Genomic DNA, 20,772 nt, shown 5'->3' with positions numbered 1-20,772 from the left:
GGCCGAAAAGGGTGAATCTCTTTGATCCGGGCAGGGGACTCAGTAAGCGGCGGGCATTTTCCCCGCCGCTTACCTTAATAGAGTTTTGAATGCTTATTAACTGTGAAATCTTCATTTATTAAGTAGTAGTAGTTAAAACAATCTTCGAATGAAAACCCTCCTGTTTTTTGACAGTATTTCGTTATTCTACCTTTTTTATTGCTGAGGGATTGGCTTGTCATTGTCATTAGTAATGTTATTACGTTTCGGTTGAATATATCGTTGTGGTTAGAGATAAAAGAATCAGGTACTGAAATGAAATCTATAGGATCGTTGTCGAAACAAGGGAGTCTATCATGGTGATATTGTTCTTTCTGGTGCAGGGTACGGGTACAATAAGAATTAAATTTCCATGGTCCGATAATGCCGGAATTGATAGCTTCCGGTATCAATTGCTCAATGTCTAACAGGTCTTCTTTTTTTGATATTTGCGCGGGAATATGGTACTGAGATGTCCTGGTGTCGCTCACGGTGTGTTCTTTATTATACATGTAACCCGTGGTAAACATTTTAAAGTTGCCTACCGTTATATCGTCAAGATCCTGCTCTTTTATTTTATATTTTACCCCGAAGTAATCTCTTTCTATCTCTACCTGTGACCATCTTATGTTTTTGCCAAAAAACTGACCTACCGGGAATGCCACGTTGGTAGGGATATCAGCGCGAGAACTGATGACATACATCAGTGACGGCATGGGTTTTCCTTGAGCGCCCAGTCTCATGCTGCTCTCTTTTAAAAGGAGGGCTTGGTTTGCTTCTACCGCAGGGTTTAAAAGAATCAAGCCGTCGCCAAAGGGTTTCAATGTACTATTATTTTCAGCTGTTCTCATTCTCTCCAGCAGGTTATCGTTCAAAGCGGAAAGTAAAATATCGGCACCAAAGCTGTGTCCCACTGTGAGCATAAAATTATTGTTATTTTTACCAACGATTGACTCCAGCTTGATGAGAAAATCTTTTACTCCGTTGCGGCCCACCTCCTCTGCCACGGATTTACGATCCCAAAAAGTGAGGTTTTCAAGCTCTGCGCCATGAAAACTCATTCCGCGCCAGCCAATGTAGATCCCCAATAGCTTTCTTTTTCCTATTATCCTTGGGGCAGCAACGTAGGCGAGCGTTTTTTGGAAATTTTTTACATTTTTATCAAGTACGGATGCATTATGCTTCCAGCCATGGATAAACACGATGACACCAACGTCTTCTTTCTCTTCCATACGCGCTATATTTGATAAAAGCTGCGCTGTTTGCTGTGGAGCAAAATCATGGCCGCGCTCACTAAATTCGATAAACCCCAAATCATAGCCGGTGTGTGTCTCATAGTTACTGCCACACCCTCTCCAGTGGTCGCAGTTTTTCCCATCGGAAGTACGAAATGGTGCATTGGCCACACATCCACTTAGCATTAAAATGAGGGTGAGAAATATAAGCTTCATTTTGTCACTCCGGAAGATATCAGTGCTTCAGTTGTAGCTCAGACCTTTTGGATGGTTGTTTTTAGAATGAATAGGTCAGTATCTATTTTAATGCATATAGTAATGACAATTTTTTATAATTTCATGTCATTAATTATTTTAGGTTTACAGACCCCTCATACTTTTATTTAATTATCATGTGTAGTGTAAATTTAGCTCTTGATTTTATTTTTTCAAATTAGAATGATGCAGATTGATAGTGCAATGACTAAATGTTGGTGTTCGTCTTATTTTTGATGTTTTATTCAATATCTCATGCCGATATTGCTCATTGTTTATATATATTATGCTGTTGATAAATGATGCTATCGGGCGGTTTTTTTGATTGTACCAGGCCTAAAAAAGGGTTCAGCCAAAGCTGAACCCTTTTACTTTCGGCGGCGGCGCCTTAGGCCAGCTTCTGCTGTGCCCAGGCCAGCCCGCTTTGGTATTCGCCCGGCAGCAGCGGTGCCAGCGCCTGCAGCGCCTGGCGCAGATCGGCGGCGTTCGGGTCGTTCAGATTGAGGTGGCCGACCTTGCGGCCCGGGCGCACCTCTTTCTCATACCAGTGCAGGTGCACCAGCGGCAGCGACAGCCACTGTTCGTTGACGGCGGTGCCGATCAGGTTGACCATCACCGACGGCGTGCTCACTACCGGCTGCGGCAGCGGCAGGCCGAGGATGGCGCGCAGGTGCAGCTCGAACTGGCTGATGGACGCGCCGTTTTGCGTCCAGTGGCCGCTGTTGTGCACGCGCGGCGCCAGTTCGTTGATCAGCAGCCGATCGCCGACGATAAAGCACTCCATCGCCATCACGCCGACGTAGTTCAGCTCGTTCAGGATCGCCGCCAGCATCTGCTCGGCCTGTTGCTGCAGCGCCGGGTTGGGCTGCGGCAGCGCCACGCTGGTGCGCAGGATGCCGTCTTCATGCAGGTTGTGGGTCAGCGGGTAGAATACCGAACGGCCGTCGTGGCCGCGCGCGCCCACCAGCGACACTTCGCCGGAGAAATTGATGCCTTGCTCGACGATGCACTCGCCATAGGCGTCGGCCGGCAGTTCGGCTTCCTGGCCCGGGCGCAAGCGCCACTGGCCGCGGCCGTCATAGCCACCGACCCGGCGTTTGACGATCGCCAGTTCGCCCAGCGAAGCGAACACTTGCGGCCATTCGGCGGCGCCCGCCAGCAATTGCCACGGCGAGGTCGCCAGGCCGAGCTGATCGAGCAGCTGTTTTTGCGTCAGGCGATCGGCCAGACGCGGGAAAATGTCGCGGTTGACGAAGGCGCTGTGGGTCGCCAGTTCGCGCGTCAGCGCGGTTTCCGGCCAGCGTTCGATCTCGGCGGTAATGACGCTGTTCTGATACGGCACTGCCTCGGGTTCGGCATCGATGCCGACAGGATAGACGGCGATGCCCAGTGGTTCGCCGGCCTGGCGCAGCATGCGCCCCAGCTGGCCGTTGCCCAGTACGCAAACCGGCTTCATGCGTCCTCCCGCGGATCGGGGTGGTTCAAAACGTCTTCAGTCTGCGCCTGACGCCAGTCTGCCAAACGCTGCGCCAGCGCGGCGTCGTGCAGCGCCAGGATCTGCATCGCCAGCAGCCCGGCGTTGGCGGCGCCGGCTTTGCCGATCGCCAGCGTCCCCACCGGAATGCCGCGCGGCATCTGCACGATGGAGTAGAGGCTGTCTACGCCGCTCAGCGCGGCACTTTGCACCGGCACACCCAGCACCGGCACCAGGGTTTTCGCCGCCAGCATGCCCGGCAGATGCGCCGCACCGCCGGCGCCGGCGATGATCACGTCAAAGCCGTTGGCGGCAGCCTGCTCGGCGAAGCTGAACAGCTTGTCCGGCGTGCGGTGAGCGGAAACGACTTCGACATGGAAGGGGACATCGAGTTGGGTCAGGACTTCGGCGGCGAACTGCATGGTGGCCCAGTCACTTTTCGATCCCATTACAATTGCGATTTTAGCCCCGGCATTGGCGGCTGAAGCGGCGTTGGCTCCCATGGGTGTAAGGCTCCTGTGATTTGTCTGGCGTCGGCTGAGGGCCGAATGAGGGCGTAGAGCATACCATGAGCGCACGGCGAGGAAAACGGTTGCGTCGCCGGTTTTCACCGGCGAAAGCGCGAATTTTCACTCGCGCGCCTGCGCGGAACTCAGAATGGGAATTGGATCAGCTCGACGGCGTCGGCGCTGACTTTGATCATCGATCCTTCGACGTGCCAGGCGCCCAGCACCGCGCGATGGGCTTCGCCGTTGCTCAGCGCCAGCCGGTGCACCGCTGGGCGATGGGTATGGCCGTGGATCATCCAGTGCACGTCGTGGCGCAGCATCGTTTGCTCGACCGCCTGCGGGTTGACGTCCATGATGGCTTCCGACTTGTACTGGTTGGATTGCTGGCTGCGGGCGCGCATGTTGGCGGCGATCTTCAGTCGCCAGCGCAGCGGCAGCGCGAGGAACAATTTTTGAATCAGCGGGTTGTGCACTTTACGGCGGAATTGCTGATAGGCTTGATCGTCGGTGCACAGGGTGTCGCCGTGCAGGATCAGGATCCTGCGGCCGTACAGCTCCAGCACTTTTTCTTCCGGCAGCAGCTGCATGCCGCTGGCGCGGGCGAAGCGCTTGCCGAGCAGAAAATCGCGGTTGCCGTGGATGAAATAGCAGGGCACGCCGGCCTGTTGCAGCGCTTTGAGCGCCGCGGCGATCTCCGCGTGCAGCGGCTCGGGATCGTCGTCGCCGATCCAGGCTTCAAACAGGTCGCCGAGGATGTACAGCGCGTCGGCGTGCACCGCTTCGCGCCGTAAAAAACGCAGAAAACCGGCAGTGATTGCCGGTTCCTGTGCGCACAAGTGCAGATCTGCGATGAACAGCGTACTCATGCAGCCGCGATTACTCGCTGACGGTCACGCTGTTGATGACGACGTCTTCTACCGGTACGTCCTGGTGCATGCCGCTGCGGCCGGTTTTCACGCCTTTGATCTTGTTGACCACGTCCATTCCTTCAACCACTTCAGCGAACACGCAGTAGCCCCAGCCCTGCACGTTTTCGCCGCGGAAGTTCAGGAAGTCGTTGTCAGCCACGTTGATGAAGAACTGTGCGGTGGCGGAGTGCGGATCGTTGGTGCGCGCCATTGCCAGGGTGCCGATGGTGTTTTTCAGACCGTTGTTGGCTTCGTTCTTGATGGTCGCGTTAGTCGCTTTCTGGTTCATGCCCGGTTCGAAACCGCCGCCCTGGATCATGAAGCCGTTGATCACACGGTGGAAGATGGTGTTGTCGTAGAAACCGGCGCGGCAGTAGTTCAGGAAGTTTTCAACGGTAACCGGCGCTTTGTCAGCAAAGGTCCTGATAACGATATCGCCGTGATTGGTGTGGAAAGTAACCATAGTTTTAATCCTAACAAGGTGAAGTGAGACGTCACGTAAAGCGAGTGAACATTCAGACCGCCCTTATAACATATCCGCCCCAGCGAGTCAGCAGCGGCTCAACCGCGCACTGTCTGTGGTAATTGCATTTGTGTTATATTATAACAATTGTGCCAACCGGCGAATTTCGCGCATTTTATTCGCGTGAAGTCAGCAAAGCTTGGCCTTAACCTTGCAATAGATCAGGCTTCAGGTTTCAATACGCTACCGGGCGTAAAACCTGAAGCCCGGTTATCTTTTTTGTTATCACGCACACCACGGAATCTCCCGATGCTAAAGATTTTTAATACCCTGAGTCGTCAAAAAGAGGAATTCAAACCCATTCATGCCGGGAAAGTGGGCATGTACGTGTGCGGGGTAACCATCTATGACCTGTGTCACATCGGCCACGGTCGTACCTTTGTCGCTTTCGACGTGGTGGCGCGTTATCTGCGCTATCTCGGCTATTCGCTGAACTACGTGCGCAACGTCACCGACGTAGACGACAAAATCATTCGCCGCGCGGCGGAAAATCATGAGACCTGCGACCAGCTGACCGAACGCATGCTGGCGGAAATGCATGCCGACTTCGACGCGCTGCTGATCGATCGCCCGGATCAAGAGCCGCGCGCAACCCAGCACATCGCCGAGATCATCGAGATCACGCAGCGTCTTATCGATCGCGATCACGCTTACGTGGCCAGCAACGGCGACGTGATGTTCTCCATCGACAGCGATCCGCAATACGGCCTGCTGTCGCGTCAGGATCTGGATCAGCTGCAGGCCGGCGCGCGCGTGGAGATCGACGACGTGAAGCGTAACCCGATGGACTTCGTGCTGTGGAAAATGTCCAAGCCGGGCGAGCCGAGCTGGCAGTCGCCGTGGGGGCCGGGTCGTCCGGGCTGGCATATCGAATGCTCCGCCATGAACTGCAAACAGCTGGGCACCCACTTCGACATCCACGGCGGCGGTTCCGATCTGATGTTCCCGCACCACGAGAACGAGATCGCGCAGTCGAGCTGCGCCCACGACGGCCCGTACGTCAATTACTGGATGCACTCCGGCATGGTGATGATCGACAAAGAGAAGATGTCCAAATCGCTGGATAACTTCTTCACCATCCGCGATGTGCTCGGCCATTACGATGCGGAGACGGTGCGTTACTTCCTGATGTCCGGGCACTATCGCAGCCAGCTGAACTACAGCGAAGAGAACCTTAAGCAGGCGCGCACCGCGCTGGAGCGCCTCTATACCGCGCTGCGTGGCACCGACGCCGATGCCGCGCCGGCCGGCGGTGAAGCGTTCGAAGCCCGCTTCCGCGAAGCGATGGACGACGACTTCAACACTCCGGAAGCCTACTCGGCGCTGTTCGATCTGGCGCGCGAAGTTAACCGCCTGAAGAGCGAAGACATGGCGGCGGCCAACGGCATGGCGGCGGAGCTGCGCAAGCTGGCGAAAGTGCTCGGCCTGCTGCAGCAGGAGCCGGAGCAGTTCCTGCAAGGGGGCGCACAGGTTGACGACGGTGAAGTGGCGGAGATCGAAGCGCTGATCAAACAGCGTAACGAAGCGCGTGCCGCCAAGGACTGGGCGCTGGCGGACGCCGCTCGCGATCGCTTGAACGAGATGAACATCGTGCTGGAAGACGGGCCGCAGGGCACCACCTGGCGCCGTAAGTAAGCCGGCCGAAGTGAAAACAAAAAAGGCGCTGAATTCAGCGCCTTTTTCTATGGCTGCAGGTTAGGGTTTAACCATGACCTTGCCGCCGTTGAACTCCACCACCTGATCGGCGACGATCTTGCAGCGCTTGCGGGTTTCGACCTTGCCGTCGACTTTCACCAGCCCTTCGGCGATGACTTCTTTGGCGGCGCCGCCGCTTTCACACCAGCCCTGGAACTTCAGCAGATCGCACAGTTCGACGTGGGGATGATTGTCCAGATTGAAAATTTCCATACTGCCTTACTTATTTAGGTTGAACGTCGTGATATTCCTCGCAGGCCTGCAAGGTATTTTGGATCAGTGTAGCCACGGTCATCGGGCCAACGCCACCCGGCACCGGGGTGATGTAGGCGGCGCGCTCGCTGGCGGCGTCGAAATCGACATCGCCCACCACTTTACCGCTTTCCAGACGGTTGATGCCGACGTCTACCACGATGGCGCCCGGTTTGATCCAGTCGCCCGGGATGAAGCCCGGTTTACCGACCGCCACCACCAGCAGATCGGCGTTCTCGACGTGGTGACGCAGATTTTTGGTGAAACGGTGGGTGACGGTGGTGGTGCAGCCGGCCAGCAGCAGCTCCATGCTCATCGGGCGGCCGACGATGTTGGAGGCGCCGACCACCACGGCGTTCAGGCCGTAGGTATCGATGTTATAACGCTCCAGCAGGGTGACGATGCCGCGCGGCGTGCATGGGCGCAGCTTGGGCGCGCGCTGGCACAGGCGGCCGACGTTGTACGGGTGGAAGCCGTCGACGTCTTTGTCCGGATGGATGCGTTCCAGCACCTTGACGTTATCGATGCCGGCCGGCAGCGGCAGCTGCACCAGAATGCCGTCGATTTCCTCATCGGCGTTCAGCTGGTCGATCAGCGCCAGCAGTTCGGCCTCACTGGTGGCAGCGGGCAGATCGTAGGAGCGGGAAAGGAAGCCGACTTCATCGCAGGCGCGGCGCTTGCTGGCGACGTAAATTTGCGAAGCCGGGTTCTCGCCGACCAGCACAACCGCCAGGCCTGGGGCGCGTTTGCCGGCCGCCAGACGTTGTTTCACTTGCTCAGCCACTTCGTTTCTAACCTGCTGCGCAATCGTTTTACCATCAATAATCTTTGCTGACATCAGTGTGGAAATCCATCAATTAAGAAAAGCGGGGATGCCGCTATTCTGGCAGAAGCTGAGCGCGCTGTCAGGCGCAGAATCACCCTCGCCGCCGTTGGCGAGGCCGATTTACGCTTTTTTTATGCCGGCTTCAGGAACCTCTACGCCATTTTTACCGGCATTTGCATACGCTGGGGCCATACACAGGGCGAAAGAGGGCAGGATCATGAGAGCGATAACCCGGCTTTATCCGTTGCATCACCAGCCTGGCGAGCAACCGGCGCAGCCTAAACATGTGGGCGAGACGGTGTTCGATTCTTCGCTGCATCCGGTGGACAGTGAGCAACTCACCGCGCTGCATCAGCTTTGTCAGCACCAGGCGACGCCGTCGTGGCGGGCGCGCCTGAGCGCCCTGTGGCGGAAGCTGTGCGCATGAACGGCAGCGCATGGGTAGGGTGCGCGCTATTGCTGGCTTGGGCGCCGTGGAGCCAGGCTTCTTTAAACAGCGCACGCGCTGACGCCGCATGGGTTGAAAACGTGGCGGCGACTTGCAACACACGGGTGATTGAGCATGCCGATTGGGGGGACATTGCCGCAGTGGTGATGTCTGCTCGCCTCTGCCAGCGGCGGGACAACGGGCGGCAAGGGCGTGAGCACGCGCCGATTTACGTAGGCGCCGGGCTGGCTCAGCGTAACGGCGCCCGTTGACGAGAACCCTCGCCGCGCGGGCGCTGGTGGAAAAAACGCCATAAAGCACGGCCGCCGCCGTAACGTCATGAAAAGGCATTGACTCGCTAACCTCTGACCGTATAATCGCAACCCGCAGCCGCAGGTTGCCGCATCTCAATGCGCCCTTAGCTCAGTTGGATAGAGCAACGGCCTTCTAAGCCGTAGGTCATAGGTTCGAATCCTATAGGGCGTGCCATTAACACTTCTCCTGATGTCTACTACAGTCCATAAATCCCCCGTATTTCTGCAAGTTCTCGATTATTCCTATGTCTGCTCGCATTTATTGATAGCACTTCTTATTTTATTGTATTGGGATATTGTTATCAGGTATATGACGTACAGATGTCCTAAATAATCGACGCGTAGAGAGGCCTAACTCTTATCTCAAATATGACAAGAATAATGTCAGTATTTTATTTCGTGATTTTTCGACCTGACTCTACTTAGACACCCGATCATTTAGACGAGAGAAGGATTAACTCAGTACACGATATGAATGGGAAGAATTTTTCCATGATGATTAACTTGTTATATTATTTTTTGTCATTGTGCTTCATTTTTATTTTTCCGGGAGAGATGCCATAGCATTTTTTGAAGCTCCTAATAAAGGATTGTTGAGTCTTGAATCCTACAGCACAAGAAACAGCAAATACGGATAATTTTGTTGTAGAAAGCAAGTTATAAGATTTTTTTAATTTTCTTTCAAGAATATAGTCACCAAGGTTTTTTCCCGTATGTTTCTTGAATAACCTTTGAAAGTGCCAGTTTGAATAGCCTGATACCTTGGAAATGTCTGCAAGACTGATGCGATGTTCAAGGTTGTTTTCTATCCAACTCATGATCTCTGTGGTGATTTTTTTTTGAAAGCAAGTGTTTTCTTTCATGATATGCCTGAGTCATATTTTCAATTGATTATGCGTTTTTTTTAATTAATTTATTTTAAATCTAATTATTGCAATTGAGTTTTTTTTAAGGAAGTTGGATTAAAGGGCTTAGCATATGCTGCCCTTTGTGATGTCATCATGCTTAGCGCATTGTTTCTTTATATGATAAAACAAGTGCGCAGGTTGAAAAAATAAATCCAACCGCCCAAAAAAGAGGCCCTAAAATCCCTGGCCAAATAGGCGTGTAACCAGGAATTAGAATGTAAATAATAAAGCCAATATCAGTGGCGCTGACAACGGCTAAATTTATCCACCATCCTCTTATGTCATTGCGCCAATTCAAGAAAATAGACGTCAAGGCAGCGCAAAGTGCAAAGCAAAATAAATTCCATGCATCTTGTTCTACTCGCCCACTTGCCATTCCTGGTGGCATGCTATCGCCTAATTTATAAACTCCCCAGGCAGCTTGAAAATGTAGAAGAGCCCAGATGAAATAAGCAATAGCCCCCCCTTTGGCGAACCAGGAAGATAAGTCTTTTTTCTGCATTGTCATGATACCTCAAGTTTGTTAATTATCGATCATCAACTGTTGACGGCATTCCTATTTACCACTCACTGCTTTTTAAAACTCTGGCTGGGTAGTGTAATAAATATATTTTCTTTTGTTGCTAGTGTTTTAAATGTATTATATGAGTCTGGAAGTATGGCTAATTATTTCTGACAAAAACAATCCGATTGAAAAACGTCCTGTGTTCGCTGGTTGTTTTTGATGATGCAATGATGTGACTGAGGATATAGTTTTTAATCAGGTTATATCCTCAATCGTTATATCGCTCTCCCTGTATCAAATTTCCACTGTCGAACCACTGGGATCGGCTTTGATATGGTAGGTTCCACTCTCGCGAAAACTTCGTACTGTGGCGAAGGTATCTTCCATGAACTGTACGAAAGTTAACTTACCGCCCTTGGCGCGAGCCAAAATCGAGAGGGGGGAGGTGACAGTCTTACCCAAAACAGTAGAGCGATAAGTAAAATAACCGAAGACGGCAGCACCGTCGGCATTCTCAAAAGTGTCCTGTAATTCGAATGCCAGTGTAGACCAGTAGGCGTTCACATCCTTGAAGGTCTGGACCAAGCCTTCGGTTCCTGCTGTCGTCCCTGCCCAAGGCATGATGGCTTTTAGTTCCGGATGTTCATAATTGAGTGAAACATAGATGAAATTGTCCGCCGTAAATTGGCGGACATGCTCGAGATCCGCGGGTTTTTTCAGAAGGTCCAGCAGGAGAGACAAAGGGCTGCTGAACGTGGCCGGTTTCGCGAGGCTAGCAGCCTGCGCTTCTTTTATGTTAGCGATTTTCTTGTAGACGTTTGACATGGTCTCCCCTTATTCCGGGAACGGCACGCTGAAGTGTGCCGTTCCCTTCAATAATCAATCTTCTGCTAAGACAATTCTCTTGTCTTTTCCAATATGGTGCGCTGAATCGCCGAGTATGGTTGGCAGGCCGGACAGTGTTGACACGACGGCCAGAGGATTCTTCAACCAGCAATTTGCCAACCGCATTTTAGCCTTTGAAATCTTTCTCTGGATTAAAGCCGTCCCAGTTCTCGAATACGTCCATGAAACCAGGAACGGTCTCTTGGCGAGCCCAGTCTCGCTGCAGCTCGCACCAGAGCTGTGTCTTGGAAATCAGTTTGCCACCCGCTTGTTCGACGCGGCGTAGAGCCAACTCATGAGCCGCTACTGAAGTTCCGCCGATGGCGTCGGCGACGACATAGACCTCGTACCCTTCCCTGAGTGCATCCAGAGCGGGGAAGGCCAGGCAGACTTCGGTCCAGAGTGCCGTCATGATCAACTTCCGCCGTCCAGTTGCCTGCACTGCCTGCTTGAATTCGACGTCTTCCCAGGCATTAACCGTCGTACGATCAATAACGGGGTCATTAGGGAGTAGCGCCATGATCTCTTTAATTGGCGGTTTGTTTAAGCCCGTCGCAATATTTACCGCCGAATGAATAATAGGTACGTTATAATTCTTCACAGCTTTAATGCTATGGGTGATGTTGAAAACCAATTCCTTTTGGTCCATCGAACGGATCGAACTCACCTGAATGGGTTGATAGTCGATCACGATGAACACGCAGTTCTCAGGGGTCAGGAGGTGGTCAGCCTTAGGATCACGGATAGATTCACTGGTCATTAGATAACTCTCTTTCACGTTACAGATTAGGTTAGACTCATCGCAATCGCGATAGGCCAAAGAAGGGATCTCAACATCGCCTTCAATGAAAGCAATCTTAATTGGGGTCATGTAATTGTGAGATATCATGCTAAGTCGATACAGCGGACCCGACAATCCCAATTCCGGAGAACATATTGTTCTCATTTTTGGGCTGTGAGAGTAGATCGTAACTTTAGTTGGGTGGGTTTAAGTCCTCGTCATTCACCCAGTCCTATCGCTGTACTTAAATAAGAGAACACAGTGTTCTTTTATTGAGGCTTTCTAATTTTTGTAGAGGAGGTAATGTTTGTCCTTTGTGGGGAGAAAGAACCGTCAGCACAAACGAACATTGTCATCTGCAGTAACGACAGTCATTCCATTGCAAAAAGCGAGTAGATCATGACCCATATCATTGGAATTTCAGGAAGTCTTCGCAGCGCTTCCTTTAACCATTCACTTCTTCAGGCTGCTGTGCAATTGGCACCCGAGAGCGTGACTCTGGATGTTCGTCGAATCAATGGGATACCGCTTTATGATGCTGATGTTGAAGTTAAATCTGGCATTCCCGCTTCTGTTGTCGAATTGAAGGAGGCGATCGCGGTAGCCGATGGCGTGCTCCTTGCCACCCCTGAGTACAATAATGGTATTCCAGGGGTATTCAAAAACGCCATTGATTGGGTTTCGCGTCCAGACAGCGATATACGACGCGTTTTCGGCGGAAAACCTTTCGCCTTGATTGGTGCATCGCCGGGGGGATTTGGCACAATCCTATCTCAGGAAGCTTGGCTACCCGTGTTGCGAGCACTTGGAACCCGACCTTGGTTCGGCGGACGGCTTCTCGTTTCCCACGCCAACCAACAATTCGACGTCGATGGCAATCTGACCGACGAGTCGACGCGTCTTCGCTTGGAGGGATTCTTGAGTGGGTTCGTGGAGTTTATTCGTTCGAACGAGCCTTCCATCCGTTAGAGAGTATCGCGCTACCCTGGATCCAGCAGCGCCTGCGCATAATACATTTTTCGGCATCGTCTGACGTGGGGGGCGGAAAGCGTGCGTCTCGATGCCGTTCCTCGAGAGGAATAGCGGTCGCTAAGTGATGCCGTATCATTGTGATTGACATATTTGGAATTGAAAAGGTTGCGGAAGCATGGCCGATCGCTTTGAGGAACTGAAAACTTATATTGCTGTTGTTGAGGCTGGCGGTTTTGCGGCGGCTTCAAAGCGCTTGGCCTTGGCTAAATCTGCGATCAGTCGCCGCATACGAGATTTGGAAATTCGGCTTGGTGCCCCGTTGCTGAACCGGAGCACCCGACAGATCCATCTGACGGACACAGGGCTGAAGTTTTATGAGCAAGCCAAACGCATACTGACTGAGTTGAATGAGGCTGAAAATGCCGTTGGAGGGCGACATAACGATTTACAAGGGCGGTTGCGAATCGCCGCTCCCGTTTCGCTGACCGTACATTGCCTTAGCCGGGTGGTTGGTCAATTTATCGAGGCGAATCCGAATCTGGCACTGGAGTTTGATGCCGACGACAAGATGGTTGACATCATTCGTGATGGATTTGATCTCGCCATCAGGATTTCTAAATTGCGCGACTCTTCCTTGGTAGCCAGGCGGATCACAACCATTCGCCATGTCTGTTGCGCGAGCCCGTCTTTGCTAGATCGGTACGGTCGTCCAAATAGAGTGGAAGACTTGGCGGCATTGCCGGGCATTCGCTATAGCAACGTTGAAGAAAGTTATTATTGGCGCTTTGCTGGCGGTCATACGCCAATGGTGAAATCGCGGCTCTGTTTTTCCAACGGTGATGCTGTTCGTGAGGCCGCCATCGCGGGTTTGGGGATCGCTATGTTGCCCACTTTCATCGCGCATGAGGCGATCAGAAAAGGTGAGCTCGAAGTTGTATTACGTGAGTATATGCGTCCTCCCATTGGTATGTATGCGGTTTTTCCTTCATCACAAAACATGCCTGCGAAAATGCGCGCATTCATTGATTTTTTACTTGCTAATTTCAGTGATGAGCCTTTTTGGGATCGCGATATATTGACCAATGAGAGATGAATCGCTTTGAAAAGAAGGCGTTTGCTTGAAAGTCGAATTACTTTAGCCGTTATGCTGCCGTCTCTCTGAATGAGCGCGAGGCTCTCGACCCGCCGCCAATTGAACCTTCGTTTAGTTTGTCGCGTTACAATAGGTGAAAATTTCCCCATGGAGCCTATCGTGCGCAAATCCAGATTCTTTCTCGTGACCTTGCTGTGCCTGTGCGCCGCTGCCGTGCTGTACGTGATGGCATATCGGGCGCTGGGGCATTACCTCAGTGACGGCGAGAAGGCCTACCCGGATATCAGCGTTGAAATTCGCTGAGAGCCGTGCGGCCTGAAGGGGACTGCGCCGACTTTTTCGCACTGATTTACCCGCCATTTACCCGCCGTCGGCAATGATGACGCTGCGTCTCCACATTGTGTGGTTCTCTTGGGCGGAATGCGGTTATGTCACTGCAGCAGGTATCGAATGTTTCTTTGAGCAACAACGGCTTAAAGGGCATCGGTTACAAACATTATGCGTTGGCGATCGTGGCGTTTTCGGCGCTCGTACGGTCTATATCCTTAACCGACAGGTATTTTTGGTGCGATGAAGCCTCCAGCGTGCTGACCAGCCGTTACGATGTGGGCGCGTTGCTCTATCACGCTTCCTTCGATGTTCACCCGCCGCTTTATTACCTGCTGCTGCATGGCTGGATGGCGCTGTTCGGCGACGGCATTCTGGCGGCCCGCTCGTTGAGCCTGGTGTTCGGTGTGGTGACGGTGGCGCTGGCGATGCGCTTTATCCGTTGGCTGGCCAATGAACGGGCGGCGCTGATCGCGGGCTGGCTGATGGCGATCATGCCGATGGCGGTGCGCTACAGCCAGGAGGCGCGCATGTATGCGCTGATGGGGCTGCTGGCGATCGCCGGCGCGATGGCGTTGGCGAAGTGGCTGAAAACGCCGGATAACCGCCGTTATCTGGCGCTGTATGCGCTGTTGATGACGCTGAGCTTTTATACCCATTACTTCACGATTTTCACGCTGATCGCGCATTGGCTGGTGGTGTTGGCGCTGTCGTGCCGCCGCGAAGGCGAGTGTTATATCAAGCAACCGGCATGGTGGCTGGCCAATGCGGCGATCGGGGTGGCCTACATTCCCTGGCTGCTGGTGTTGTTCAATCTGCTGGCGCATATCGCCGAGCTGAGGGTCGGCGGCGACGTCGGTTGGATCCCTCAGGTTTCCTGGAGCGATCTGCCGGCGATGTTCTGGCGTTTTCTCACCGGCCATGATGGCAGCAACTATCCCACGATCATTCTCTGGCTGTTGCCGGCGATGTTTGTCGCTTTATGTTCACTGCTGCTGTGGCGGCGCCAGATGCCGAGAAAATTCTCTCTGCTGCTGCTCTGCGGCATTCTGATCCCGGTAACGTTGGTATTCGCCATTTCCTGGCGCTCGCCGCTGTTTGTCGATCGCTATCTTTATTCCGCCGCGCTCGGCATTCCGCTGGTGTTGGGCGTGCTGATCGCCGGAACGAAAAACCGGGTGCGCGGGATCTCTTTGCTACTGTTCTTCAGCCTGCTGTTCGGCTACGGCGTACGTAACGACTACCCGGTCGAAAAAGATGAGTTCAAGGTGATGGTGCACTATATCAACAGCCACTATCAGCCTAACGATGCGGTGGTGGTCAGCAACATGTTCAACTACCTGAGCTATGTGTATTACAACAAGCAGGGCTACCGCGCCTTGCTGTATACCCCGGCCAGGCCCAACGGCATTTCAGGCAAGCCCAACGCCTATGGCTTCGGCACCTTTTTCCACGATCGGGCGGCGCAGACTTACGTCGATAAGCTCAGCGTTTTATCGAAAGGCCATCGCCGGGTCTGGCTGGTCAGCGGCGGCGATTTCAATCAGGACTTCGGCCGTTCGCCGCCGGGGTGGGTCAATACCGGCACCTTCAAGAGCGGCGGCTTTGAGTCGCGCCTGTTCGTGGTGCGTTGAGCAAAATGTCATATTTCCCATTCGGCGTTACATCTGGCCGAGCAAACTTACGCGGGGATGACAGTTCTATACATTGAGATTGGTACTGTAGCTCTACCCGATGATGTTGTGTGTTATCCATTCCCTGTAGTGTATTACCCCATCCCTGTTAAGTTTATCCCGCCTTGTGCGGGATTTTTTTTATCTGTGCATGCCTGGCGCGCAACGCGATTTTTTTGAATAACACCGTCAGTTTTATTCGGTATTCAGTCGCTGTGCGCTTGATTAGATTGAACGCGAGAGGGGCGCCGTCGGCGCCTTTGTGCAATGAGTGGAGAATTTCTATGGCGAAGACAGTAGTGGTGTTTCATTCCGGCTACGGCCATACCGAGCGTTTGGCGAAAGTGGTGGCGGAAGGCGCCGGGGCGGAACTGATCGCTATCGATCAGAACGGCGATATCAGCGACGAAGCCTGGCAGACGCTGGATGAGGCGGACGCCATCATCTTTGGTTCGCCGACCTATATGGGCGGCCCATCCTGGCAGTTCAAGAAATTCGCCGACGCCAGCTCCAAAGCCTGGTTCGGCCGCAAGTGGCAGGATAAAGTGTTCGGCGGCTTTACCAACAGCGCCAGCCTGAACGGCGACAAACAGGTGACGCTGATCGCGCTGCAGACGCTGGCTTCGCAACATGGCGGCCTGTGGGTCAGCCTGGGGCTGCTGCCGGCCAACACCAAATCGGCGCAGCGCACCGACGTCAATAACCTGGGCGGTTCGGTGGGGCTGCTGGTGCAGACCCCGGCGGATGCCGGCGTGGATGAGATGTTGTCGGGCGATCTGGCGACCGCCAAGCTCTATGGTCAGCGCGTAGCGGGCTTTGCCGCCAAACTGGCGTAAGACCTATCGTGTAGATGGGACGGCGGTGCGGTTGAACGGATGCCGCGTTCATTTTCTCTGCACAATTGGCGTGTAATCTGCGAAATGTTATTAGCCTGCTTGGGCTAACACTGCATTTCGTACAAATATTCCCGGTTCCTAGGCCGGGTTTTTTGTTGCTAAGGTCTGCTTAAGCTTTCACCGCTATACTGCGCGTCAGCACGGTCATGCAATGCATGGCCGTGTCGTAACTGTCGATTTGCTGTTGTTCAAGCAAGCCCGCTTCATGCGGGCTTTTTTTGGGTTGTTATTGCACAGGCGGCCCAGTTGCAGGAAAATAATCGCACAGTGATTCAAACATCATTTAATGACCAATAACCACAAGTTTATTAATGTAATTAACGCTCTCGGCGGCCTATTACGCTATGCGCTATGCTGACAGCAGAGCGGGCATTATTTGCTGACGCTGTGCGGGGAATTACGGCGCGGCCGCATCAGGCTAAGAAAAGTCTGTTAATTAAATGTTAATGATTTTTATTATTGATTTGTCTGGCTTTTTTGGTTGAAATTCGGATTGACTATCCCTCACTGGCCGGGCGAGAGAGTATGCATATTATTATTCTGGTTATTAGCAAAATATGGGCGAGGCGATGAGCGCCAGAATAAACGCCAGGCATGGCCTGCCGCTAACGGTGCAGCTGATCAATCTTTTCATGCTGGCCTTTTTACTCTCCCTGGTGGGTATTCTTAGCCGGCCGATTGGCTCGCTTTCTTTATTTTGGCCGGTGAATGCGATTTTGCTCGGCCTGCTGCTGCGCAAACCCGCTTACGCCACGCCGCTCGGCTGGCTCACGACCTACCTGGGCATGGTTGCCGCCGATCTCGGTACCGGCGAGGGCTGGTCCCTGGCGCTGTGGCTGAACGCCTGCAACATGTCGCTGATCGTCGTCGGTTACAGCATCATGCTGATGTTGCCGCAATCTCAACGGCGCATGGGCAAACCCCAGGCGATACTCTATATGTTCAGCGCCAGCCTGGCCGGTGCGGCGGTGGCGTCGACGCTGTCGGTGCTGCGTAACGACAGCCTGTACAACAATACGGTGGTGGTCGCCTGGTTGGCCTGGTTCAGTGAGCAGTTCTCGACGACCTTGCTGTTGTTGCCGGTGCTGATGGCGGCGCCGCGGTTGAAACAGCTGTTTCGCATGCAGGTGCGTTGGCGCCTGAAAGGCTGCCTGCCGCTATTGGCGCTACTGCTGTCGCTGGCGTTCAGCGTCTATATCGGCGGGCCGGGCGCCATCGCCTTCCCGATCCCGGCGCTGCTGTGGTGCGCGGTGCGCTACCAGTTGTTCCCCGTGACGCTGTTGACGCTGTTGACCGGCATGACCGAGATCAGCAACATTTCAGCCAACTTGGTGCTGTATGAAACGCCGAACAATCACAACGCCTTCCTCGACACCCTGATGTCTGCCCGCTTGGGCATCGCCATGCTGGTGATGGGGCCGCTGATCCTCGCCAGCTCTATCGCCGCCAATCGCAAGCTGATGCGGCGTCTGGAGCACAGCGCCAACCACGATTTCCTGACCGGGGTGCTGGCGCGCAGCGCGATGACGCGCAAAGCGGGCGAGCTGCTTGAGCACAAGCACCGCTCGAAAGAGGCGGTGTCGCTACTGCTGATCGACATCGATCATTTCAAGCAGATCAACGATACGCACGGCCACAGCGCCGGCGATCAGGTGTTGGCGTCGTTCGCGCATATCGTGCGGCGCGAGCTGCGGCACGATCAGCTGTTCGGCCGCCTGGGCGGGGAAGAGTTCGCCATCATGCTGCCGCGCGCGCTGGCGGCGCAGGGCGTGGCGCTGGGGGAGCATCTGCGCCGGTTGGTGGAGCAGGCGGAACTGCAGGCGGAAGGCAAACAGACGCTGAAAATCACCATCAGCGTCGGCGTCGCCAGCCTGGCGATGAACGAAGTGAAATCGCTGGAGCAGCTGATGAATATGGCGGATATCGCGCTGTATCGCGCCAAATCGCAGGGGCGGAATCGGGTGGAGTCGTTCAACGTGGTGAACGGCAACAGCGTCGAGCATATTCTGTTTCGCTAACCGCTTTCAGCCTTGCCTGGGCTCGAAGCGGGTTTCGCAATTAGGGCAAATCAGTATCACGTCTTGCAGCATTGCCGCGCATTTTTGCCGGGTAACATAGCCGCATTTAGGGCAGACGATTTGGGTGGAGCGGTTGATAAAACCTTTGACGCTGCTGGAATCGGACATATCAATAGCCTGTGTCAGGTGAAAACTCACGCTAACACAGGCGACGACAAATTTCGTTGGTTATTTTCTGTACGCAGAGGCTTACAGGCTTTTCAACGCCTTGATGGTTTCATCCATGTCGATCTCGTGCTCGGAGAAGGTATGGGTGGTGTTCTGGAAGGTGGTGATGGTCAGCATGCGCAGCGTTTGCATGGCCTGCGCCTGGTCTTCGGACTGCGGGCGAATGCGGTTCATCAGCAGGCCGACCGACAGCACGGTGTTCTCTTTATCCACGTCGGCTTTGACCGGCACTTCCTTGGTGAAGGTATTGAAAGACTTGATGCTGGCGATCTTGATTCTTTCATTGGCGATGATGATGTATTTGCTAGGCGCCAACACTTTGACTGCATAAGCCGACGGGCCTTTGGTGTTGTTGGTCGGTTCGAAGGTCACCGCCGCGTTTTTCTTAATCAGCTCCGGATTCTGCACTTTAATCACGTGAAAATAACGATTTTCTCCGTTCTCGTCGGTAATAAAGCCGAAGCCTTTGTCTTCAAAAAAAGTCGTTATCTTGCCGTTCATCGTTATTCTCACAAAAGGGATCAATACAGCGCTTATGATAGCGCGGAATGCCTTGCAGCGACAGATTGCGCGGGCGGCATTTAGTCATGCGATAACGGCATTTAGCGGCTTTCCCCCCACATGCTATGTTCATGCTGACTTCATTCAATGCGAAAAAGGAATATCGATGGGCATCAAACGTCTCAATCACGCCGTGCTGTATGTCAGCGACGTGCGGCAGAGCGCCGACTTTTATCATCAGGTATTGGGCTTCAAGCTGAAGCCGTCCGACAGCCCCGACCGGGCGGTATTTACCCAGGCCGCCGATTCGGACAACGATCACGATTTGGCGCTGTTCAGCAAGAATCTGGGCCAGCAGCGCGCCGGGGTGTTTCGCGCCAACAACGAGCCGCCGGCAGAGCATGAGCCACCGGCCGGGCTGTACCATCTGGCCTGGGAAGTGGACAGCCTGGAAGAGCTGGAGCGCATTCGTCACCAGCTGGCCGAACGCGGCATTCTCGGGCTGGAAGAGGATCACGGTGTGCACAAAAGCATTTATGGCCACGATCCGGACGGGCTGCTGTTTGAGGTGACCTGGTTTATTCCGCCGGCGCTGCTGACCGAAGAGGATAAAAACCAGCAGGGGATCCGTCCGCTGGATTTCGCCGCCGAGAAGCGGCGTTTCGCCGGCCTGTAAGCTGATCAGGTGTGGGGCGCCGCGGCGCCCCGACGATCACAGCACTTTGTTGAGGAAGTTAACGGTGCGAGGGTGCTGCGGCTGAGCCAGTACCTGCCTGGCGTCGCCCTGTTCGACGATCTGCCCGTCGACCATAAACACCACCCGATCCGCCGCTTCGCGCGCAAAGCCGATTTCATGCGTGACGACCACCAGCGTGACGCCCAGATCCGCCAATCCCTTAATCACGTCCAGCACTTCGCCGACCAGCTCGGGATCGAGCGCGGAGGTCGGCTCATCGAACAGGATCACCTTGGGGTTCAGCGCCAGCGCGCGCGCGATGGCGATGCGCTGCTGCTGGCCACCGGAGAGGTGGCGCGGATAGGCATCCGCCTTGTGGCGCAGCCCGACGGTATCCAGCAGCTCATAAGCCACCGCCTTCGCCCGTTCGCGGGAGTGAATTTTGTGCACCACCGGCGCTTCGATGATGTTTTCCAGCACCGTCAGGTGCGGGAACAGGTTGAAGTTTTGGAACACGTAGCCGACGTTGATGCGCTGCCGGAGAATGGCCTTTTCCTTCAGCTCGTACAGCCGGTTGCCCTTGCGGCGGTAACCGACGTAGTCGCCGTCGATGCGGATAAAGCCCTCGTCCACGCGCTCCAGGTGGTTGATCGCCCGCAGCAGCGTCGATTTGCCCGAGCCGGAAGGGCCGAGGATCACGGTTACGGTGCCCGGCTGCAGCGTCAGGCTGACGTCGTCCAGCGCCTTGTGTTTACCGAAAAACTTGCTGACGTTGCTGATTTCGATCAGGCCGCGCGCCGGCACCGGGGTGAGGTTGCGTGCCGGCTGTTCGGGCAAGGCGTAATAATCAATGGCTTCAGACATGCGGGTCTC

General features: G+C 54.1%; 24 protein-coding genes and 1 tRNA gene. 11 read left to right on the top strand and 14 right to left on the bottom strand.

Going from position 1 to position 20,772, the window contains the following annotated elements:
• Positions 1-74 precede the first annotated feature (74 nt).
• The 5 genes from ACMGF7_RS02495 to ppiB all read right to left on the bottom strand — a co-directional run bounded on the left by ACMGF7_RS02495 (position 75) and on the right by ppiB (position 4,862).
• Positions 75-1,469, bottom strand: a complete 1,395-nt coding sequence (locus ACMGF7_RS02495; RefSeq protein ID WP_197800141.1) for a hypothetical protein — start codon at positions 1,467-1,469, stop codon at positions 75-77.
• Positions 1,470-1,896: 427 nt separating this feature from the next.
• Positions 1,897-2,964: a 5-(carboxyamino)imidazole ribonucleotide synthase gene (gene purK, locus ACMGF7_RS02490; protein WP_049242728.1), complete on the bottom strand. Its 1,068-nt coding sequence runs from the start codon at positions 2,962-2,964 to the stop codon at positions 1,897-1,899.
• Positions 2,961-3,485, bottom strand: a complete 525-nt coding sequence (gene purE, locus ACMGF7_RS02485; protein WP_004940188.1) for a 5-(carboxyamino)imidazole ribonucleotide mutase — start codon at positions 3,483-3,485, stop codon at positions 2,961-2,963. The genes purK and purE overlap by 4 nt, the downstream gene beginning before the upstream one ends.
• A gap of 149 nt (positions 3,486-3,634) precedes the next feature.
• Positions 3,635-4,357, bottom strand: coding sequence for a UDP-2,3-diacylglucosamine diphosphatase (locus ACMGF7_RS02480; protein ID WP_015376912.1), 723 nt, complete (start codon positions 4,355-4,357; stop codon positions 3,635-3,637).
• Between the two features lie 10 nt (positions 4,358-4,367).
• On the bottom strand, positions 4,368-4,862 hold the full coding sequence (gene ppiB / locus ACMGF7_RS02475) for a peptidylprolyl isomerase B (RefSeq protein ID WP_164095483.1): 495 nt from the start codon (positions 4,860-4,862) through the stop codon (positions 4,368-4,370).
• Positions 4,863-5,171: 309 nt separating this feature from the next.
• On the opposite strand from ppiB, the gene cysS reads away from it, so the two are divergent.
• Positions 5,172-6,557: a cysteine--tRNA ligase gene (gene cysS / locus ACMGF7_RS02470; protein ID WP_015376913.1), complete on the top strand. Its 1,386-nt coding sequence runs from the start codon at positions 5,172-5,174 to the stop codon at positions 6,555-6,557.
• 60 nt (positions 6,558-6,617) lie between these two features.
• Here the strand turns inward: cysS and ybcJ are convergent, their stop codons facing one another.
• A complete protein-coding gene (ybcJ, locus tag ACMGF7_RS02465) occupies positions 6,618-6,830 on the bottom strand; it encodes a ribosome-associated protein YbcJ (protein ID WP_015376914.1) in 213 nt (70 codons plus the stop codon).
• Positions 6,831-6,840: 10 nt separating this feature from the next.
• Positions 6,841-7,707, bottom strand: a complete 867-nt coding sequence (gene folD, locus ACMGF7_RS02460) for a bifunctional methylenetetrahydrofolate dehydrogenase/methenyltetrahydrofolate cyclohydrolase FolD (RefSeq protein WP_004940177.1) — start codon at positions 7,705-7,707, stop codon at positions 6,841-6,843.
• A 205-nt stretch (positions 7,708-7,912) separates the two neighbouring features.
• On the opposite strand from folD, the gene ACMGF7_RS02455 reads away from it, so the two are divergent.
• The 3 genes from ACMGF7_RS02455 (at position 7,913) to ACMGF7_RS02445 (ending at position 8,611) form a co-directional block, all read left to right on the top strand.
• Positions 7,913-8,122 (top strand): hypothetical protein, encoded by a 210-nt coding sequence (locus ACMGF7_RS02455; protein WP_273875054.1) that lies wholly within the window; start codon positions 7,913-7,915, stop codon positions 8,120-8,122.
• Complete coding sequence (locus tag ACMGF7_RS02450; RefSeq protein ID WP_273875055.1) at positions 8,119-8,394, top strand: hypothetical protein; 276 nt, start codon at positions 8,119-8,121, stop codon at positions 8,392-8,394. The genes ACMGF7_RS02455 and ACMGF7_RS02450 overlap by 4 nt, the downstream gene beginning before the upstream one ends.
• A gap of 140 nt (positions 8,395-8,534) precedes the next feature.
• Positions 8,535-8,611: transfer RNA gene (locus tag ACMGF7_RS02445), tRNA-Arg, on the top strand.
• A 337-nt stretch (positions 8,612-8,948) separates the two neighbouring features.
• On the opposite strand, the gene ACMGF7_RS02440 is transcribed toward ACMGF7_RS02445, so the two are convergent.
• The 4 genes from ACMGF7_RS02440 to ACMGF7_RS02425 form a co-directional block, all read right to left on the bottom strand.
• Positions 8,949-9,299, bottom strand: coding sequence for a helix-turn-helix domain-containing protein (locus tag ACMGF7_RS02440; protein ID WP_075201918.1), 351 nt, complete (start codon positions 9,297-9,299; stop codon positions 8,949-8,951).
• A gap of 142 nt (positions 9,300-9,441) precedes the next feature.
• Positions 9,442-9,852 carry a hypothetical protein gene (locus ACMGF7_RS02435; protein WP_144330238.1) on the bottom strand — a complete coding sequence of 137 codons (411 nt, stop codon included), beginning with the start codon at positions 9,850-9,852 and terminating at the stop codon, positions 9,442-9,444.
• Between the two features lie 291 nt (positions 9,853-10,143).
• Positions 10,144-10,674 carry a nuclear transport factor 2 family protein gene (locus ACMGF7_RS02430; protein WP_197763890.1) on the bottom strand — a complete coding sequence of 177 codons (531 nt, stop codon included), beginning with the start codon at positions 10,672-10,674 and terminating at the stop codon, positions 10,144-10,146.
• 187 nt (positions 10,675-10,861) lie between these two features.
• Positions 10,862-11,494 carry a hydrolase gene (locus ACMGF7_RS02425; RefSeq protein ID WP_033634142.1) on the bottom strand — a complete coding sequence of 211 codons (633 nt, stop codon included), beginning with the start codon at positions 11,492-11,494 and terminating at the stop codon, positions 10,862-10,864.
• Between the two features lie 420 nt (positions 11,495-11,914).
• Between ACMGF7_RS02425 and ACMGF7_RS02420 the strand changes: the two genes are divergently transcribed.
• The 6 genes from ACMGF7_RS02420 to ACMGF7_RS02395 all read left to right on the top strand — a co-directional run bounded on the left by ACMGF7_RS02420 (position 11,915) and on the right by ACMGF7_RS02395 (position 18,494).
• Positions 11,915-12,484, top strand: a complete 570-nt coding sequence (locus ACMGF7_RS02420; protein ID WP_033633947.1) for an NADPH-dependent FMN reductase — start codon at positions 11,915-11,917, stop codon at positions 12,482-12,484.
• A gap of 178 nt (positions 12,485-12,662) precedes the next feature.
• A complete protein-coding gene (locus tag ACMGF7_RS02415; protein ID WP_049242720.1) occupies positions 12,663-13,580 on the top strand; it encodes a LysR family transcriptional regulator in 918 nt (305 codons plus the stop codon).
• Positions 13,581-13,739: 159 nt separating this feature from the next.
• Positions 13,740-13,883: a hypothetical protein gene (locus tag ACMGF7_RS02410; RefSeq protein ID WP_015376917.1), complete on the top strand. Its 144-nt coding sequence runs from the start codon at positions 13,740-13,742 to the stop codon at positions 13,881-13,883.
• Between the two features lie 125 nt (positions 13,884-14,008).
• A complete protein-coding gene (locus ACMGF7_RS02405) occupies positions 14,009-15,541 on the top strand; it encodes a glycosyltransferase family 39 protein (RefSeq protein WP_049242718.1) in 1,533 nt (510 codons plus the stop codon).
• A gap of 323 nt (positions 15,542-15,864) precedes the next feature.
• Positions 15,865-16,416: a flavodoxin family protein gene (locus ACMGF7_RS02400; protein ID WP_004940045.1), complete on the top strand. Its 552-nt coding sequence runs from the start codon at positions 15,865-15,867 to the stop codon at positions 16,414-16,416.
• A 629-nt stretch (positions 16,417-17,045) separates the two neighbouring features.
• A complete protein-coding gene (locus tag ACMGF7_RS02395; RefSeq protein WP_273875057.1) occupies positions 17,046-18,494 on the top strand; it encodes a sensor domain-containing diguanylate cyclase in 1,449 nt (482 codons plus the stop codon).
• Between the two features lie 6 nt (positions 18,495-18,500).
• Here ACMGF7_RS02395 and ACMGF7_RS02390 read toward each other — a convergent pair whose 3' ends face one another.
• Both ACMGF7_RS02390 and ACMGF7_RS02385 read right to left on the bottom strand, forming a co-directional pair.
• On the bottom strand, positions 18,501-18,662 hold the full coding sequence (locus ACMGF7_RS02390; RefSeq protein ID WP_015376921.1) for a YnfU family zinc-binding protein: 162 nt from the start codon (positions 18,660-18,662) through the stop codon (positions 18,501-18,503).
• Between the two features lie 81 nt (positions 18,663-18,743).
• Positions 18,744-19,223 (bottom strand): cold-shock protein, encoded by a 480-nt coding sequence (locus tag ACMGF7_RS02385; protein ID WP_015376922.1) that lies wholly within the window; start codon positions 19,221-19,223, stop codon positions 18,744-18,746.
• Positions 19,224-19,389: 166 nt separating this feature from the next.
• On the opposite strand from ACMGF7_RS02385, the gene ACMGF7_RS02380 reads away from it, so the two are divergent.
• Positions 19,390-19,899 carry a VOC family protein gene (locus ACMGF7_RS02380; RefSeq protein WP_004940041.1) on the top strand — a complete coding sequence of 170 codons (510 nt, stop codon included), beginning with the start codon at positions 19,390-19,392 and terminating at the stop codon, positions 19,897-19,899.
• Between the two features lie 36 nt (positions 19,900-19,935).
• Here ACMGF7_RS02380 and ACMGF7_RS02375 read toward each other — a convergent pair whose 3' ends face one another.
• Positions 19,936-20,763 carry an amino acid ABC transporter ATP-binding protein gene (locus ACMGF7_RS02375; RefSeq protein WP_015376924.1) on the bottom strand — a complete coding sequence of 276 codons (828 nt, stop codon included), beginning with the start codon at positions 20,761-20,763 and terminating at the stop codon, positions 19,936-19,938.
• Between the last annotated feature and the right edge of the window lie 9 nt (positions 20,764-20,772).

The sequence above is a fragment of the Serratia sp. BNK-17 genome (assembly GCF_048684935.1).
Lineage (GTDB): Bacteria > Pseudomonadota > Gammaproteobacteria > Enterobacterales > Enterobacteriaceae > Serratia > Serratia nematodiphila.
Note: the sequence above shows the minus strand (reverse complement) of the source record. Positions and strands in the feature narration are given on the sequence as shown.